Genomic DNA, 15,153 nt, shown 5'->3' on the forward strand with positions numbered 1-15,153 from the left:
ACAGCTAGGCTTGAAATCATTACAAATAATCATTTCATAAAACTTTCGAGGCGCCGTATACCGAACGGTACGTACGGTGCTGTGAGAGGTCGGCACGGTGACGTTCCTCCTACTCGATTGTCCATAAAGCTCCGCCGTAAGGAGAAGAAAGCATTCAGACCAGAGGAGGAGCAAAATCCATTCTCTTGATTGTTACTGATCCGTTTCCAGGTTTTTATAATAAAAACATAAGAAACGGAAGGATGCTGATAAAAATGATTAGCATGATCATCAGCTTTTTTACTGAAGATAGATATTCCCAAACGAAAGAAAAACAGAGGAATGAACTGTATATTTCACAAAGCCCGTTTTTAAGCAGGGTCCTCCATTGAGCCTGATGCACCATCTGTGTAATTTGCCTGTATATTCTGTATAATGTTGCTATAACTAAATGTACAGGAGGCTGAGTAATGGAATTGAATCTAAAAGGGAAAACGGCGCTTGTCGCTGCTTCAAGCCAGGGACTTGGAAAGGCGATTGCAGAGGCGCTTCTAAAAGAAGGCGCGAATGTTATGCTGGCAAGCAGGGACGAGGCAAAGCTGAGGAAAGTTAAATCAGAGCTTGAGAATCTTGGCGGTGAGGTGGAGTTCATTCGCGCAGACGTCACTTCAGAAAACGATATTAAAAATATGGTAAAAGCTGCAGCTGAACGTTTTGGAGGAATCGATATCCTGGTCAATAATGCCGGAGGCCCTCCATCAGGCTCTTTTGAAACTCTTTCAGATGAACAATGGTTCCAGTCATTCGAGCTTAACCTGCTCTCATATGTGCGTAATATAAGGGAAGCACTGCCTTATCTGAAGAAAAACGGCGGAAAAATCATTAATATCGCTTCTTCCTCCATTAAAGAGCCGATTCCGGGACTGGTGCTGTCCAATACATTCAGGACAGGGATAGTCGGGCTCTCAAAGACTCTGGCCCAGGAATTTGCTCCATACGGCATTCTTGTGAATACACTGGCACCGGGGAGGATCGACACGGACAGGGTAAAGCATCTGGATCAGGTGAATGGGGAAAAAGCGGGTGTCTCCCCTGAGGAGATGAAGGAGAAATCAAAAAAATCCATCCCGCTCAATCGCTACGGAACACCCGAAGAGTTTGCAAAGGTTGCTGTTTTTCTGGCCTCGGATGCAAATACCTACATGACAGGAAGCTCCTTCCTTGTGGATGGGGGCATGGTTAAATCCATCTGAAGAAAAAGCCGGGAGAAATCCCGGCTTTTTCTATGGGAGGCAATAGTAAAATTTTCCCTTTTTGGAAATTGGCGTTTAAGATAACAGACTATAGGAAATGGTAATGGCAAGGAGGTGTGTTATGAAATTATTAGTGCCGCTCCTCTTCCTATTGTCTGCTGCCATCTTGCCAGGCTGCATGCCTGCAGACGAAAAGGCGATTGTAAACAGGCATGCAGAAGCTTATTTGACGAACCAGAATGAGCTTCAGTTCCGCTTTAAGCTTAACAGCCAGATCTTAAGCGGGGAAGAGCTGTTCAAGGTAAAGGTATTAATACATAATCAAAGGCTTGCAAGAGCGCTCGGGACAAAAGAAATTATTTACGGCGCAGATTCTGTATATGATGGACAGTATATGGAAGCTGAAGAAAATGGCGGAGAGAAAATGGTTTATATGGATCCTATCCCTCTTCAGCAAGATTTGCTCTCCTCTGACATTGAACAGATGATCTCAAGCGATCAGGCTGTATCGGTCGAAGTGTATAATGATCAAAAAGTCATTGCGGAAGCTTATCTGACCAACTTTTCAACCCAGTTTTAAGGTTTGCTTTCCTGCTGAGCGGGTAAAGAGCTGTACGTGCATAAAATTGGGGATAGACCAGGCAGCAGCTGCCTGGTCTTTTGTCATTTTGTCAGAGAGCGGCAGCAGCAGGACTTGAGGAAAGCTGATCTATTGCCGATATGCTACAATCTAGATGCAGACATAAGCAGAGAGGGGAATGGAAATGGTATCACCTGAAAACACAACCATCGGCTTCATTGGTACAGGGGTCATGGGGAAGAGCATGGCTAAGAACCTGATAGCGGCAGGCTATTCACTGGCTGTGTATACGAGAACAAAGTCCAAGGCCGAAGAGCTTTTGGATCTGGGAGCCCAATGGGCAGATTCCCCCCGGAAGATAGCCGAAGCTTCTGATATCATCATTACGATCGTCGGCTACCCGAAGGACGTAGAAGAGATTTATCTTGGGGAAGAAGGCTTGATTGCAAATGGGAAAAAACATTCTTATTTGATTGATATGACAACATCTACTCCCACTCTAGCCAAAGAAATCTTTGAAGCTGCCCGTCAGAAGGGACTCAAAGCCATTGATGCACCTGTTTCGGGCGGCGATATAGGTGCGAAGGAAGGCAGGCTGTCCATCATGGCAGGCGGAGAAAAGGAAGACTTTGACACTCTGCTTCCTTTGCTGGAGGTGCTTGGAAGCAATATCGTACACCAGGGACCGGCTGGAGCGGGCCAGCACACGAAGATGTGCAATCAAATTGCCATCGCATCCAATATGATCGGCGTCAGTGAAGCGATTGTATATGCAGAAAAGGCAGGGCTGGATCCAGAGACAGTGCTGAAAAGCATTTCAGCAGGGGCAGCCGGCAGCTGGTCGTTGTCCAATCTGGCCCCAAGAATGATTGCAGGAGACTTCGAGCCGGGATTTTACATAAAGCATTTTCTGAAAGATATGAATATCGCCCTTGAAGAAGCAAGGCAAATGGGCATGGATACTCCCGGTCTTGCTCTCTCAGAAACGCTTTACAGGGAGCTTGCTGAAAAAGGAGAAGAAGACAGCGGGACACAGGCCCTTTACAAGCATTGGAAAAAATAAAAAATTCCAGTTTAGGCAGGATCAAACAGGAAACCCGCAGTCATTGGACTGCGGGTTTACTGCAGTTCTACCTGTCCAGCCTGCCAAGATAGGCTTCAAGCCTGTCCAGCCCTTCTTTCAGCGTATCCGGCGAATAGGCAAAGGAAAGGCGGAAATAACCTTCTCCGAATTCCGAAAAAGAACTCCCAGGAACGAAAGCGACTTTTACATCGTTTACAAGCTTCAGGCAAAAATCAAAAGAAGTGATATTTTTTTCCGGAATTTTAACGAAAAAGTAGAAGGCACCGTCCGGCTTGACAACGTCAAGCCCCATGTTTTCCAGGCGGCCGTACACATAATCCCTTCTAGACAGGTACTCTTCCCTCATAGGAACAGCATCATCGATACCCTCTGTCAGAGCCTCCAGCGCCGCCATCTGGGAGATGGAAGAAGCGCAGGTGACATTATACTGATGCACCTTCAGGATATGCTTCGCTATTGATTCCGGCGCAAACAGCAGGCCGATTCTCCAGCCTGTCATCGAGTGTGATTTAGAAAGCCCATTAATGACGATCGTCTGCTCCCGCAGCAGGGAAGAAATTGATGTATGAGGCCTGCCATAGTTCAGCTCGCTGTATATTTCGTCGGCCAGGATAAAGATATCCCTGCCTTTTACAAGGGCCGCTATTTCTGCTAATTCTTCATCCGTAAGGCTGACGCCGGTCGGGTTGGAGGGGTAAGGCAAAACGATGCAGCGGGTCTTCGGGCTGAGATGCCTGCGGATGACATCTGCAGTAAATCGGAACCGGCTTTCCCTTATATCGGCATATACCGGTACTGCACCGCACAGCTTTATAATCGGCTCGTACCCTGGATAGACCGGCCCTGGCAGGATGACTTCGGCTCCTTCCTCAAGAATGGTGCGGAACGCAATGTCGATTGCTTCGCTGGCGCCTGTTGTAACAATCACTTCATTTTCTGCATTATATTCCATCTTGTATTTTTGCCGGACAAAAGAGGCAGCCGCTTCTCTTAGCCTAATATCACCGGCATTATGGGTGTAGGATGTAAAGCCGCTGTCAATCGCTTTTTTTGCAGCATCCCTGACATGAAGGGGAGTAGGGAAATCAGGCTGTCCAATTGTGAGGGAAATCATGTCCTTTGTCCCTGCCACCATATTGAAGAATCTCCTGATGCCCGATATTTCAATTTGTTGCACGCTTTTATTTATCAAATGTTCCAAAATATGTACCTCCTACAGAAAGTGCTGGAGAGAAGATGATGCCCAGCTGTGCTATTCAATAGCAATATTTTATCAGATTTAACGAATTGTAACCATGCAGGCTGTTTCGCAAGATGAGTTTTGGGGTAAAAGTTGGTGGTTTGATATTCCAATTATGGTTTATTTAAGGATGAATCAGCTATTGAATATCGGCAGGGAAACCTTTAACATGGAATTGATAATGGTAAGGGAGGTATTTTGGTGGAGGCAGCATTTGAAAAACAAAACTATCCAGAACAAAAGGAGTATGGGGGTTTTTGGCTCAGATTCGGGGCCTACCTGATTGACGGTATCATAGTGGGGATTCCAATCGGCATTATAACAACTATCATCTTTGCTGCTTTTCTTGGCACCTCGGATGCAGTCATGTCTTCCTTCTCTGATCCGGCATATCTGGATTCCGGAGAGATGACAGAAGCTGAGGCCATGGACTTTTTCGGCCGCTACATTGGAGCTTTACTGCTGACTTTACTTATCAGTACAGTAATTGCGGTAGCCTATTATGCAGGTTTGCATGCATCTAAATGGCAGGCCACCATCGGCAAGAAGCTCGTTGGCTTGAAAGTGACTGATCTTCGCGGAAACAGGATTTCATTCTGGAGAGCGCTTGGCAGATATTTTGCTATGGCTTTTTTATCAGGCATCCTGCTGATCGGCTTTATTTTGGCCGCCTTTACGGAAAGAAAGCAGGCTCTGCATGATATGATTGCCGGCACGGTTGTTGTAAGAAACTGAGAAAAATAATGCTGGGGGAAAAAGGGGCCGCAAGCAATTGCGGCTGCCTTTTTTTATAGGTAATAAAGGATTTTATAAGGAAGACGCTGAATGTATTAACTAGTAAGAGGAGGTGCATCTCAGTTGAAGAAACAAGATTTGATTGAACATAATGAAAGGATTTCAGAATGGGTTCATTCTCTGAAAGAAGCGGGTGATGAGGCATGGCTTGCGCCGACAGCCGAGGGTAAATGGCCGCCGGCTGCTATTATCAGCCATATGCTGTTCTGGGATCAGTTTTCCTTGACCGAAAGATTTCCGTACTTTGCAGAAGGGGCTAAGCTGCCCAATTTCCCGGATTTTCAGAAAATCAATGATGAAGCAGAGGTTTACGCCCTAAGCGGGGCCGCCAAAGAGGAAATTCTGCGCCAGTTTGCCGAAACGAGGGCCAGGATCATTCAATTGCTTGAAGGCCTGGATGACAGCGACCTGGATAAGGAATTCTTCATTGGCGGCAATAAAATTTCGGCAAGAGAATATTTCATGGACTTTGCTGAACATGATTTGCATCATAAAGAGCAGGTGGAGCAGTTCTTGAATTCCCGCCGCGGCTGAGTCCTCCCAATAGCCAAAAGAGATCAGCCGCTATGCTAATAATGAGAGCTCTTCAATCTAAAAAGGTAAAGCCCCGCCATACTGGCCATCAGTTCTTCCAGTGATTCCTGCTCATAATGATGGACCCAGTGAAAAAGGGTTCCGAAGAAAGAGTTCACAATCATCTGTGCAAAAGGATCCGCATCTATGGAACTGGAAAACTCGTTGGATTCCTGGCCCTCCTTAATCATGCTGGCCAGGAAATCCTTGAAAAATCCGGTCATTTTAAGTTCGGAATGCTGAAAGTCTTTCTGGACCGTCATAATATGAAAAATAGATAAAAGCAGATTTGGGCCGTATTCTTCATTGACTGCTGCCATTTTGCTGAAGAGCGCCATAAATGCCGCCTCGGTGCTTGTACAGGATTCGTATTCTGATTTAAAATCCTTGAGCATAGCTATTTGATGAGATCCGATTGCGTGCAGCGCCGCTTCTTTGGATGTGAAATAATTAAAGAATGTACCTTTGGCTACACCGGCATGATTGCTGATTTGCTGAACGGTCGTATTTTGAAAGCCCTGCTTTTTGAATAGCTCGATCGCACTGTCAAATAAAAGCTGTTTTGTCTGTTCTTTTTGTTCCTTCCTCCTCATCGTTCCCCACCTTTGAATTAATTCCTGTCATTATACCATAATCGTCCTGAATAATTATTGAAAAACTTAAATTTATATGAAGCGTACTTCTTTGTAAATTAATTGTAAAAAGAAAGGTATTTTGTACTAAGAGATTGAATATATGATGGATGGGGAGAGGGGGATGAAAGAGAAAGGGGCTCTGCAGCCTGTTTACCAGCAGGTCAAGCAGGTATACAATGAAACTGGAAAGAAAAAGAGAATATGAAAAAAGAAAAAAAGGGGTTGTAAGGATGCCTGCACTGGAAAAGAAGCAGACAGCTAAGGCAGGAAGCGGCATAAGCCCTTGGAAGCTGTATTTCACACTTCCTGTTATATCATGGGCTTTATACGATTTTGCCAATACGATATTTTCATCCAATATCAATACTATTTTTTTCCCGTTTTATCTGGATGAAGTGGTCGGGACGAGCGAGGTGCTCGATCAGATTGCCAGCACTTTTATCTCTTATTCGAACGCAGTAGCAAGTTTCTTTTTAGTTTTATTTTCACCGCTGTTCGGTGTCATGATCGACAGGACCGGAAGAAAGAAGAAATACATTGTCATATTTACACTCATTTCCGTGGCGGCCATCATCCTGATGGGGCTTTTTGCAGGAAGCAGCATGGACAGTACCATATTCGGGCTCCCGATGTCCCTGGCGCTCGTGGTGGTGTCCTTTGTGATAGCCAAGTTCTTTTTCCATTCCAGCCTGGTTTTCTATGATTCTATGATTACAGATATAGGGACCAAAGAGAATATTCCCCTAATTTCCGGCTTTGGGGTTGCTGTCGGATATATCGGTACATTAGTAGGGCTCACTGTCTATCCTTTTATAGGAGATGACAATTTTCATGAAGCCTTCATTCCGACCGGGATCTTATTCCTTATATTTTCACTGCCGCTTTTCTTCTTTGTAAAAGATAATCCCAAGCCTGCGGCTAAATTAAAGAAAGAATCTTTTTTGTCCGGCTACAGGGAAATCTATCAAACCTTCAAAGAGATGAAGCTGTATAAGCCGGTCTTTACTTTTATGATTGCTTATTTCTTTTTAAATGATGCGATAGCCACAACAATCGCCATGATGGCAATCTATGCAAAAGCAATCATTGGCTTTTCCACAGGCCAATTCATCCTTCTTTATCTGGTGTCCACCTTATCAAGCATCATCGGCTCATTTATTTTCGGTTATATCACGAAAGCTAAGGGGGCGAACAAGGCTGTCAGATATGTTGGCATATTGCTTATGGCAGCCCTTATCATAGCCACTTTTGCTGTCAACGAAGCGATGTTCTGGGCAGCAGGAAGCATGTTTGGCGTTTCCCTGGGAGCAATGTGGGTGACAACCAGGACGTATATTGTTGAGCTGACACCCGAGCACAAAAGGGGGCAGTTTTTCGGGCTGTTTGCCTTTTCCGGGAAGGTTTCGTCCATCATCGGCCCTCTCCTTTACGGAAGCATCACGCTCATTTTTGCGGATTGGGGCGATATTGCCAGCCGAATGGCACTTGGATCCCTCATGATCCTTACCATCATCGGCCTTGTTGTCCATTCAAGAATCCAGCAGCCGGATGAGGTGCAGCAGGACTGATATCTGGATTTAAGGCTGCCTTATTAAACTGAGACGGGTTCCTGCCGATATAAATGAAGAGACCAGTTTTTTTGAAGAGGGCAGGAGATTAATATGGAATCTAACAACGGTATTTTGCTAGAAAGCGGAACGAATGAACTTGAAATCGTCGAGTTTACAGTTGGCGGCAATAAGTTCGGAATAAACGTCATCAAGGTGAAGGAAATTATCAATCCTCTTCCTGTTGTGCAGATTCCCCGTTCGCACAAAAATGTAGAGGGAATCATTGAGCTGCGCGGAGAGGTTCTTCCAGTCATCAATGTAGCGGAGACTCTCGGGCTTGCCGCGGGCGGGAGTCCGGAAACCGATAAATATATTGTGGCAGAATTCAACCAGCAGAAGGTTGTATTCCATGTCCGGAATGTTACCCAGATCCATCGGATATCATGGGATAAAATCGAGAAGCCGTCAGAGCTATATCAGGGAGCTGAGAGCCAGATCATCGGGGTCGTTAAGATAAATGGCGGCATGGTATTATTGCTCGACTTTGAAAGAATCGTAGTTGATATCAACCCTGAATCAGGAATCAATGTCCAAATGGTGCAAAAGCTTGGTGAAAGGGAGCGCAGCACCAAGAAGCTTATTGTTGCAGAAGATTCTCCCCTTCTCCGGAAGCTCCTGCACGATACCCTTGCGGAAGCAGGCTTTCAGTACGTGGAATTCTTTGAAAACGGGCGGGATGTACTCGAATATCTTCAGAAGCTGGAAGAGGAAGGCAAGAATCTCAAAGAAGAAGTTCAGCTGGTCATAACGGATATAGAGATGCCGCAGATGGACGGCCATCATTTGACGAAGCGGATTAAATCAAGCCAGTCCTTCGGGGAGCTGCCTGTCATTATCTTCTCCTCGCTGATTACCGATGATCTGCGCCACAAAGGGCAAATGGTAGGGGCAGACGCCCAGGTGAGCAAGCCGGAAATTGCTGAGCTTGTATTATTGATCGATAAGCATGCATTATGATGGCAAACAAAAAAAGACATCTGCGGATGTCTTTTTTTGTTTGCGCGGGAAGCGGCTCATTATAGTCTTTGATCCTCAAATAGGCGCTAGCCCCCTCGAGTCATAAGCCACGGCAGAATTAAAGGCAAAGAACGCCTTTTATTCTGCCGCGTCTTATGCTGGGCCCACAGGGTGTGGGTCATGCAGGCGTTGCCACAGGATGTGGCGTATTTAGCCTGCGTTCCTTTATCTGGGCAAGCCGCCTCCGCTTTTCTATCTGTCCAGCTCCGGCGGCTAGAGCCTCGAGTCATAAGCCACGGCAGAATTAAAGGCAAAGAACGCCTTTTATTCTGCCGCGTCTTATGCTTGTCGGCTCTGGGCAAGCCGCCTCCGCTTTTCTTAATAGCTTTCTCCCAGTTTCTTAAATACTGGTTTTTGGTATTTCTTCTGTTTATCATGCTGGTTTTCCGATTCTTCCTTTAGTCCTGTATAAGAAGAAAGGAGCTTTTTCGCTTGTCCGAGGGGAAGCCGGGTTTTAGGATTGCGCACAAAGGAATCAAGCTTCCCGAGATGGGGAAGGTCTTCAAAATCCTTTTTGGCAGGAGGGATGTGGAAGGTATAGCTTCCGCACTCCACCAGGACGTCTGATTGCTGCTGGCTGTATCTTGGGTTCCCGGAAAAGTGAAGGCCGATTTTACGGGCATCTCCGTTTTTGATCAGCTTCAGGATTGCTTCATGCTTCAGTTTATATAAAAATTTAGGGTTTGTTGCTGTTTTCGCATGGCGGTTCACAGTGAAGATGGCTTGAGAGAGGTTTTCAACCGTTGGATGCAACCGGGGGGGCTGACTCTTGTCCGAATTCAATGTTTTGGCTCCTTTCTAATTGTTAAACATAATAGAAAACATTGTACCAGCTTTTTCCGCAGATTAAAAGTCATGTCTTCCATAAATCTGCCAGAGGAAGAGATATATTCATTATACCTCTTCCTTCTGGTTTTTGGAAAGATTATGATATATCGTTTTTATCAGAGTGATTGGCTGATTGCTTTCTCCGGAGCTGATGTTTTCAGCTTCCTCAGAACGTAAAGCAGCACTATGGCTCCCATAAGGCAGGTGGCGCTTCCGGCACCTGCCATAACATAAGATACCCCCCATAATTTGGCCAGAAGTGCTCCGGCAGCAGGGGCGATCAGCATGGAGAAGGTCTGCAGGCCCATAGCTGCCGCTGATACCCTGCCCATCATATTCTGCGGTGTTTCGGACTGAAGCACATAACCATATGGCACGGCTTCTCCTGCTCCGAAGAAGCCGAGCAGGAAGGCGCCTGCAAGCCAGACAATTTGAGGGAAGTTAAGGATGCCGAAGCTGCCCAATCCGACCAGGATAATAAAAAGTCCGCTGAAGCATGCCGAAGCAGACATTAAATGGATCGGGCCTTTTTTCCAGAAAGTCCATTTCCCGAGTGCCAGTGATCCGGCAACACTCCCCAGGCCGACGGCACTGATCAGGAAGGTGAAACTTTCTTGCGTAAAGCCGAGATTTTTTGCAACAAAAATAAACAGTCCATCATATAGGAAAATGATGAAGAAAGCCACAGAAGACAAAAGGATGGAAATTTTCAAGAGTCTTGTGTTGGCGATATGCTTAATGCCAGAGGCAAAATCTTTCCAATATCCTGCACCCTTTTCATTCCCGGTCTTTTCGGCCGCTTCCTCTTCTGCAGGCACTCCTTTAAATGCAGGGAGGGAGGCTAAAAAGAGAATGCTGACCAGGAAACCGGCCGCTTCAAAAATAAAGGGGCTCTTCGTTCCGAATAGTGCCATCAGAAGGCCGCCAAGTGCTGGGCCGGCAATTTTCATGGTGTTCACTGACAGCTGGCTCAGTGTGACAGCCTCCGGCAGCTTATCTTCTGCCACAATGGCACGGATCATGCTTTGCCTTGCCGGGTCATAAAGAGCAGCTGCAGTTCCTTTTAAAAAGACAAACAATAGCAGCACATACAGATTAGGCGACCAGAAAAGGCCTGCGACGAATAAAATTTTGCAGAACATACAAACCATCATCAAAGCTTTCTTAGGCAGCCTGTCAACAAACACACTTGCAAACGGACCGATCAGTACCCAGGGAACTCCAAGAGTGATGATAACGGCTGCAATGGCAGATTCGCCAAGCCCCCAGTAATAGACAACAATGACCTGCAATGCTACGAGATCGAGCCAATTACCTAAATCAGAAAAGATCTGCGCCCCGAAAAGGGAACGGAAGGCTTTATCTTTTAAAGGGGAGAAAATGCCGTTTTTCATTTATTCTTCCTCCGATTTCAGTCCAAGCGAATCCCTGCGCCTGGCCAGCAATTTTTTCTCTGCACCGGTTGGGTCCTGGCCTTCCGGCAGTTCTCCGGCTTTTAATATCGATATGCTCTCGTCTATCCATCTCAGTTCTGTCTCCAGCCGCATCTCTGCATAGCGTATCGTCAGCATGCCTATACTGCTGATATAGGAAATTCCGTTCCTTGGCCATTCTTTCACAAAACCGAGGATATCTTCGGATTCGCGTCTTCTTTTTTCGAGATGGCTGATTAAATGGCGGGTATCCATATCCTTGTGCCAGGTGCTCATTTTCATGAACAGTTCATCTTTGATGGCCGGGTATGCAGGCGGGGTGCACAGCCACTCTTCAAACTCCTGCCAGCCTTTTTCCGTCAGTTCATACAGCTTTTTATTCCGTCCGTTTTCCTCTTTTTCCATTGAAAATACATAGCCCTCTTCCTCCAGCTTTTTCAGCTTCGGATAAATGCTTCCATAGCTCATGCCCCAATAAAGGCCGGCAGCTTTATGTTCAAATTCTGATTTAATATCATAGCCTGAGCTGGGCCAAAAGCTTAGAACTGCAAGTAAGCTGTGTTCAGTTGACAATAGAATCACTCCATATATCATATTGATGTATCATTTTGATATATCAATATGATACATCGAGCGGAAGAAAATCACAATAGGCATTCTATATTTTTTTGATTTGCTTGATAATTTGCCAGGCTGAAAGGATAAATAGAAAAAATACGGGCAGCCAATATTCCCGATCAAAATGGAAAACCCCATCCTGCAATCTTAAGCAGAATGGGGTTCTTTCAATTTCTGATCATAACCCTTGTTCCATTTGGTACAATTCCGGCAAGTTCCAGCACATCCTGGTTATACATGCGCACACAGCCTTTGGAAACCTGCTTGCCGATGGAGGCGGGATTATTGGTTCCGTGTATTCCGTAGCCTGCTTTTGATAAAGAGAGCCACATGAGCCCAAAAGGCCCGCCAGGATTGGGTTCGCGGTTAACGATTACATAATCGCCGGGCGGTGTTTGGGTAAGCATCCTGCCGATGCCGACAGGATAGCTTTTTTGCAGGATTCTATTTTTAAAGAGAGACAAGCGGCGGGAGGATAACGTAATGCTGATCGAATATGGAATTGAAGAAGGCTCAGGAAGTCCGGGAATCATCACTTTTTGCCCTTGATAAATAAGATTTGGATTGCTGATTTGCGGGTTTGCAGCCAATAACTGGGCAATCGGGCGGCGGTAGTCCATTGAGATGCCTGCCAGGGTTTCACCTTGCTTTACTGTATGGTAGATAAGCAGCCACTCCATTCACAGGGTTTATTACAGTATATGCTCCTGCAGCTGTATTTTTCCTCCTGAACAGAGCTGTCTGCTCAGGAGGAATGGAAAGTAAAAAGCGTAAGCTCAGGTTTGGACAGGAATCTGAATGGAAGCCTCGTAGTGCCGAGCCCTCGATTAACATAAAGAGTCAAAGGGTTCTTTTCTCCGATTGTATAAAAGCCTTCATAATATTTTTGTCCATAAGGCGGGGTGACCAGTGCACCGAAAAACGGAATCTTAACCTGACCGCCGTGGCTGTGGCCGCTCAGCTGGAAGTGGAAGTAATTTTCATATGCCTTGTCCGCCAGGTCGGGAGCGTGTGACAGGAGGATGCTATAGTGTCCTTCCGGAATGCTTTCTGCCGTTCTTTTCAAATCAGGCCTTCCGAGCATGGCATCATCAACTCCGGCTATATAAATGCTGCTATCTCCAAGCTTTACCTGATGTGATTCATTGAGCAGGAGCTTAAAGCCGCTTTTTTCAATGATATTTTTATATATATCGGATCCGTATCCTCCATGGTCATGGTTGCCGTAGACAGCAAATTTGCCGAAAGGGGCATTCAGCTGCTTGAGGAGTGAGACAATCTGTTCTGCCTGCATAAATTTATTGGGCTCATCCATCAGGTCCCCGGTAAAAAGGATGATATCCGGCTCCAGACTGTTTATTTTGCCGGCGAGTTTTTCAAGCTGGCCGAGCGTGTACTGGAAGCCTATATGGGTGTCGCTGAACTGGACGGCCCTGAAATTATTGAAGGCTTGCGGGATGGTTGGATCTGTTATTCTATGAACAGCCGTTTCCAGTAACTTCGGTTCAATCTCACGTGCATAGTAATAGCTTCCAGAACCTGCCGCCAATGCTGTTAAAAGAGATCCGGCAGCTGTTTTCAAAAATGATCTTCGTGATATTTTTTTGGTCATATATCTACCAGCCTATCTATATATGAATATACGTATTTATACTATCAGACAAGAGCAAGGAAAAGAAGGCGGCAATTCGCAGCATAGAGAAGAACAAGCTGACATTGAAGAAAATTATTGGTATTTAACCCAAATCTTTTTCTAATAATAATTTTATTTCAAAAAATATTAGAAAATTCTCTTAATGTGTTAAAATAGAATAATGAACGACCATTCATTTTAAGGGGGATTATAATGGAAGGCAAAACAGTCATCGTGACCGGCGGTTCTAGCGGGATGGGTAAATATATGGCTAAAAGATTCTCGGAAGCAGGAGCTAATGTGATGATCACCGGCCGCAATATGGAAAAGCTGGAGGAAGCTAAAAAGGAGATCGAAACGAAAGGAGCAGTGCTTCCTTTTCAAATGGACGTCAGGGAGCCTGAGCATGTTAAAGCGATGGCGCAAAAAGCACATGATACCTTTGGCAGCATTGATTTTCTTGTCAACAATGCTGCAGGAAACTTCATTTGCCCGGCAGAGAGCTTGAGTGCCAATGGGTGGAATTCCGTCATTAATATCGTGCTGAATGGAACATTCTACTGCAGCAGTGAAATCGGGAAGTATTGGATTGAAAAAGGCATTAAAGGAAGCATCATTAACATGGTGGCTACTTATGCCTGGGATGCCGGACCGGGGGTGATCCACTCGGCGGCTGCTAAGGCAGGAGTCCTTTCCATGACAAGGACGCTCGCTGTTGAGTGGGGCAGGAAGTATGGCATCCGGGTTAACGCGATTGCACCCGGGCCCATAGAAAGGACTGGCGGTGCAGATAAGCTTTGGGAGTCAGAGGAAGCAGCAAGAAGAACCTTGAACAGTGTCCCTTTAGGGCGGCTTGGAAAGCCGGAGGAAATTGCCGAGCTTGCGTTTTTCCTTTTTTCTGAACATGCCGCCTATATTAATGGTGAATGCATTTCAATGGATGGAGGCCAATGGCTCAACCAGCATCCTTTCTGAATGTGCATGACAACAGCGGCCAAACGGCCGCTGTTGTTTCTTATTTATAGCTTATTGCCCTTGATTTTAATGCAAGCCAGGAGGATTTAAATCTTTCTTTTTCGATGCGTACTTGCTTTTTTCCTGACAGCGGATCGTTAACGTAAACAGCCTTACGGTCATAGCCAACAAGGGTTACTGCATGCAAATCAAGCGGAGTCTTGATTGTTTCTCCATTATGTGACCATGATTCCCATCTGTCAGGCAGCCTGTAATCACCTGTTGTCCAGACTACTGCAGGGTATCCTTTTCCTACATGGGAAAGGATGTCTTCAAAGGACTTCCCTGTCAGGTTCACTGTCCTGCCAGGAAGGTAATGAAGCGCCAGTTCAAAGATCGGTTTATCAAAGGCTGCATAGCCGGCTTGCTTTCCGGTCATGTCCCCGACAAACCCGTGTGCAGGATTTCCCCATTGAACAATATCCCTGTTTGATTTTATAATTGGATCAGGATCTTTTTTTATTTTGTGATAAAGGTCCATTTTATCAGCCTTGACTCCTGCGTATTGGAGCATCATGGCAAGGCTCGTCACTTCACAGCCATATTTCAGCTCAGGATTCTGCTTTATCAGCGGAACATCCAATATAACCTTCTCTCTGCCGGAAGCAGATCCAGGCTGGCCGGCAGTCTCCTTGCCTGCTGACCGGGTTGCTTGAATTTCACCCGCAGACTGGCTCCTTATTGCAGACTCCTGTTTATCGAAGTGGCTGCTGCAGCCCAGCAGCGGAAGCATCAAGATGATCATATACATATTTTTCAAGGCAGGCCCTTCCTTCTGTCCGGCGTTCCGAAAACAGGCCATGCCAGATCAAGAAACGGCTCCAGTTTTTATTTTTATCAAAGCTGGCCATAGATATTCCG

The 15,153-nt window shown here is 45.8% G+C and carries 17 protein-coding genes; 9 read left to right on the plus strand and 8 right to left on the minus strand.

Annotated features, from left to right (window positions below; translation table 11 throughout):
- From LCM00_RS15780 to LCM00_RS15795, 4 genes are all read left to right on the plus strand, one after another.
- A partial coding sequence (locus LCM00_RS15780; RefSeq protein WP_224903858.1) for a hypothetical protein occupies nucleotides 1-189 on the plus strand: 189 nt, incomplete at its 5' end.
- A gap of 260 nt (nucleotides 190-449) precedes the next feature.
- On the plus strand, nucleotides 450-1,232 hold the full coding sequence (locus tag LCM00_RS15785) for an SDR family oxidoreductase (protein ID WP_224903872.1): 783 nt from the start codon (nucleotides 450-452) through the stop codon (nucleotides 1,230-1,232).
- 121 nt (nucleotides 1,233-1,353) lie between these two features.
- Entirely contained in the window at nucleotides 1,354-1,812 is a 459-nt protein-coding gene (locus LCM00_RS15790; protein ID WP_224903874.1) for a hypothetical protein, read from the plus strand.
- A 184-nt stretch (nucleotides 1,813-1,996) separates the two neighbouring features.
- Nucleotides 1,997-2,875, plus strand: a complete 879-nt coding sequence (locus LCM00_RS15795) for an NAD(P)-dependent oxidoreductase (protein ID WP_224904105.1) — start codon at nucleotides 1,997-1,999, stop codon at nucleotides 2,873-2,875.
- 67 nt (nucleotides 2,876-2,942) lie between these two features.
- Here the strand turns inward: LCM00_RS15795 and LCM00_RS15800 are convergent, their stop codons facing one another.
- Nucleotides 2,943-4,097 (minus strand): aminotransferase A, encoded by a 1,155-nt coding sequence (locus tag LCM00_RS15800; RefSeq protein ID WP_224903877.1) that lies wholly within the window; start codon nucleotides 4,095-4,097, stop codon nucleotides 2,943-2,945.
- Nucleotides 4,098-4,337: 240 nt separating this feature from the next.
- Between LCM00_RS15800 and LCM00_RS15805 the strand changes: the two genes are divergently transcribed.
- Together LCM00_RS15805 and LCM00_RS15810 are read left to right on the plus strand one after the other, a co-directional pair.
- Nucleotides 4,338-4,871, plus strand: coding sequence for an RDD family protein (locus tag LCM00_RS15805; RefSeq protein ID WP_224903879.1), 534 nt, complete (start codon nucleotides 4,338-4,340; stop codon nucleotides 4,869-4,871).
- Between the two features lie 123 nt (nucleotides 4,872-4,994).
- On the plus strand, nucleotides 4,995-5,465 hold the full coding sequence (locus LCM00_RS15810; protein WP_224903881.1) for a DinB family protein: 471 nt from the start codon (nucleotides 4,995-4,997) through the stop codon (nucleotides 5,463-5,465).
- A 35-nt stretch (nucleotides 5,466-5,500) separates the two neighbouring features.
- On the opposite strand, the gene LCM00_RS15815 is transcribed toward LCM00_RS15810, so the two are convergent.
- Nucleotides 5,501-6,097: a TetR/AcrR family transcriptional regulator gene (locus LCM00_RS15815; protein ID WP_224903884.1), complete on the minus strand. Its 597-nt coding sequence runs from the start codon at nucleotides 6,095-6,097 to the stop codon at nucleotides 5,501-5,503.
- 272 nt (nucleotides 6,098-6,369) lie between these two features.
- Between LCM00_RS15815 and LCM00_RS15820 the strand changes: the two genes are divergently transcribed.
- Nucleotides 6,370-7,707, plus strand: a complete 1,338-nt coding sequence (locus LCM00_RS15820; RefSeq protein WP_224904107.1) for an MFS transporter — start codon at nucleotides 6,370-6,372, stop codon at nucleotides 7,705-7,707.
- Nucleotides 7,708-7,800: 93 nt separating this feature from the next.
- Nucleotides 7,801-8,706: a chemotaxis protein gene (locus LCM00_RS15825; RefSeq protein ID WP_224903886.1), complete on the plus strand. Its 906-nt coding sequence runs from the start codon at nucleotides 7,801-7,803 to the stop codon at nucleotides 8,704-8,706.
- Nucleotides 8,707-9,084: 378 nt separating this feature from the next.
- On the opposite strand, the gene LCM00_RS15830 is transcribed toward LCM00_RS15825, so the two are convergent.
- The 5 genes from LCM00_RS15830 to LCM00_RS15850 all read right to left on the minus strand — a co-directional run bounded on the left by LCM00_RS15830 (nucleotide 9,085) and on the right by LCM00_RS15850 (nucleotide 13,257).
- Nucleotides 9,085-9,549 (minus strand): YkyB family protein, encoded by a 465-nt coding sequence (locus LCM00_RS15830; RefSeq protein WP_224903887.1) that lies wholly within the window; start codon nucleotides 9,547-9,549, stop codon nucleotides 9,085-9,087.
- Between the two features lie 161 nt (nucleotides 9,550-9,710).
- Nucleotides 9,711-10,988, minus strand: a complete 1,278-nt coding sequence (locus LCM00_RS15835; protein WP_224903889.1) for an MFS transporter — start codon at nucleotides 10,986-10,988, stop codon at nucleotides 9,711-9,713.
- Nucleotides 10,989-11,609, minus strand: coding sequence for a helix-turn-helix transcriptional regulator (locus tag LCM00_RS15840; RefSeq protein WP_224904109.1), 621 nt, complete (start codon nucleotides 11,607-11,609; stop codon nucleotides 10,989-10,991).
- Nucleotides 11,610-11,812: 203 nt separating this feature from the next.
- Nucleotides 11,813-12,325 (minus strand): L,D-transpeptidase family protein, encoded by a 513-nt coding sequence (locus LCM00_RS15845; RefSeq protein ID WP_224903891.1) that lies wholly within the window; start codon nucleotides 12,323-12,325, stop codon nucleotides 11,813-11,815.
- A 65-nt stretch (nucleotides 12,326-12,390) separates the two neighbouring features.
- Nucleotides 12,391-13,257 (minus strand): metallophosphoesterase, encoded by an 867-nt coding sequence (locus LCM00_RS15850; protein WP_224903893.1) that lies wholly within the window; start codon nucleotides 13,255-13,257, stop codon nucleotides 12,391-12,393.
- 234 nt (nucleotides 13,258-13,491) lie between these two features.
- Between LCM00_RS15850 and fadH the strand changes: the two genes are divergently transcribed.
- A complete protein-coding gene (gene fadH, locus LCM00_RS15855; RefSeq protein ID WP_224903895.1) occupies nucleotides 13,492-14,253 on the plus strand; it encodes a 2,4-dienoyl-CoA reductase in 762 nt (253 codons plus the stop codon).
- A gap of 40 nt (nucleotides 14,254-14,293) precedes the next feature.
- Here the strand turns inward: fadH and LCM00_RS15860 are convergent, their stop codons facing one another.
- On the minus strand, nucleotides 14,294-15,052 hold the full coding sequence (locus LCM00_RS15860) for a C39 family peptidase (RefSeq protein ID WP_224903897.1): 759 nt from the start codon (nucleotides 15,050-15,052) through the stop codon (nucleotides 14,294-14,296).
- Nucleotides 15,053-15,153: the final 101 nt, after the last annotated feature.

This window comes from Bacillus infantis (assembly GCF_020171945.1).
Lineage (GTDB): Bacteria > Bacillota > Bacilli > Bacillales > Cytobacillaceae > Bacillus_AB > Bacillus_AB infantis_A.

Excerpts from the sequence above, each read along its gene's own strand:
- LCM00_RS15835 (WP_224903889.1), bottom strand. The coding sequence starts at position 10,988 with ATGAAAAACGGCATTTTCTCCCCTTTAAAAGATAAAGCCTTCCGTTCC.
- LCM00_RS15850 (WP_224903893.1), bottom strand. The coding sequence starts at position 13,257 with ATGACCAAAAAAATATCACGAAGATCATTTTTGAAAACAGCTGCCGGA.
- LCM00_RS15845 (WP_224903891.1), bottom strand. The coding sequence starts at position 12,325 with ATGGAGTGGCTGCTTATCTACCATACAGTAAAGCAAGGTGAAACCCTG.
- LCM00_RS15820 (WP_224904107.1), top strand. The coding sequence starts at position 6,370 with ATGCCTGCACTGGAAAAGAAGCAGACAGCTAAGGCAGGAAGCGGCATA.
- LCM00_RS15815 (WP_224903884.1), bottom strand. The coding sequence starts at position 6,097 with ATGAGGAGGAAGGAACAAAAAGAACAGACAAAACAGCTTTTATTTGAC.
- LCM00_RS15785 (WP_224903872.1), top strand. The coding sequence starts at position 450 with ATGGAATTGAATCTAAAAGGGAAAACGGCGCTTGTCGCTGCTTCAAGC.
- fadH (WP_224903895.1), top strand. The coding sequence starts at position 13,492 with ATGGAAGGCAAAACAGTCATCGTGACCGGCGGTTCTAGCGGGATGGGT.
- LCM00_RS15795 (WP_224904105.1), top strand. The coding sequence starts at position 1,997 with ATGGTATCACCTGAAAACACAACCATCGGCTTCATTGGTACAGGGGTC.
- LCM00_RS15825 (WP_224903886.1), top strand. The coding sequence starts at position 7,801 with ATGGAATCTAACAACGGTATTTTGCTAGAAAGCGGAACGAATGAACTT.
- LCM00_RS15790 (WP_224903874.1), top strand. The coding sequence starts at position 1,354 with ATGAAATTATTAGTGCCGCTCCTCTTCCTATTGTCTGCTGCCATCTTG.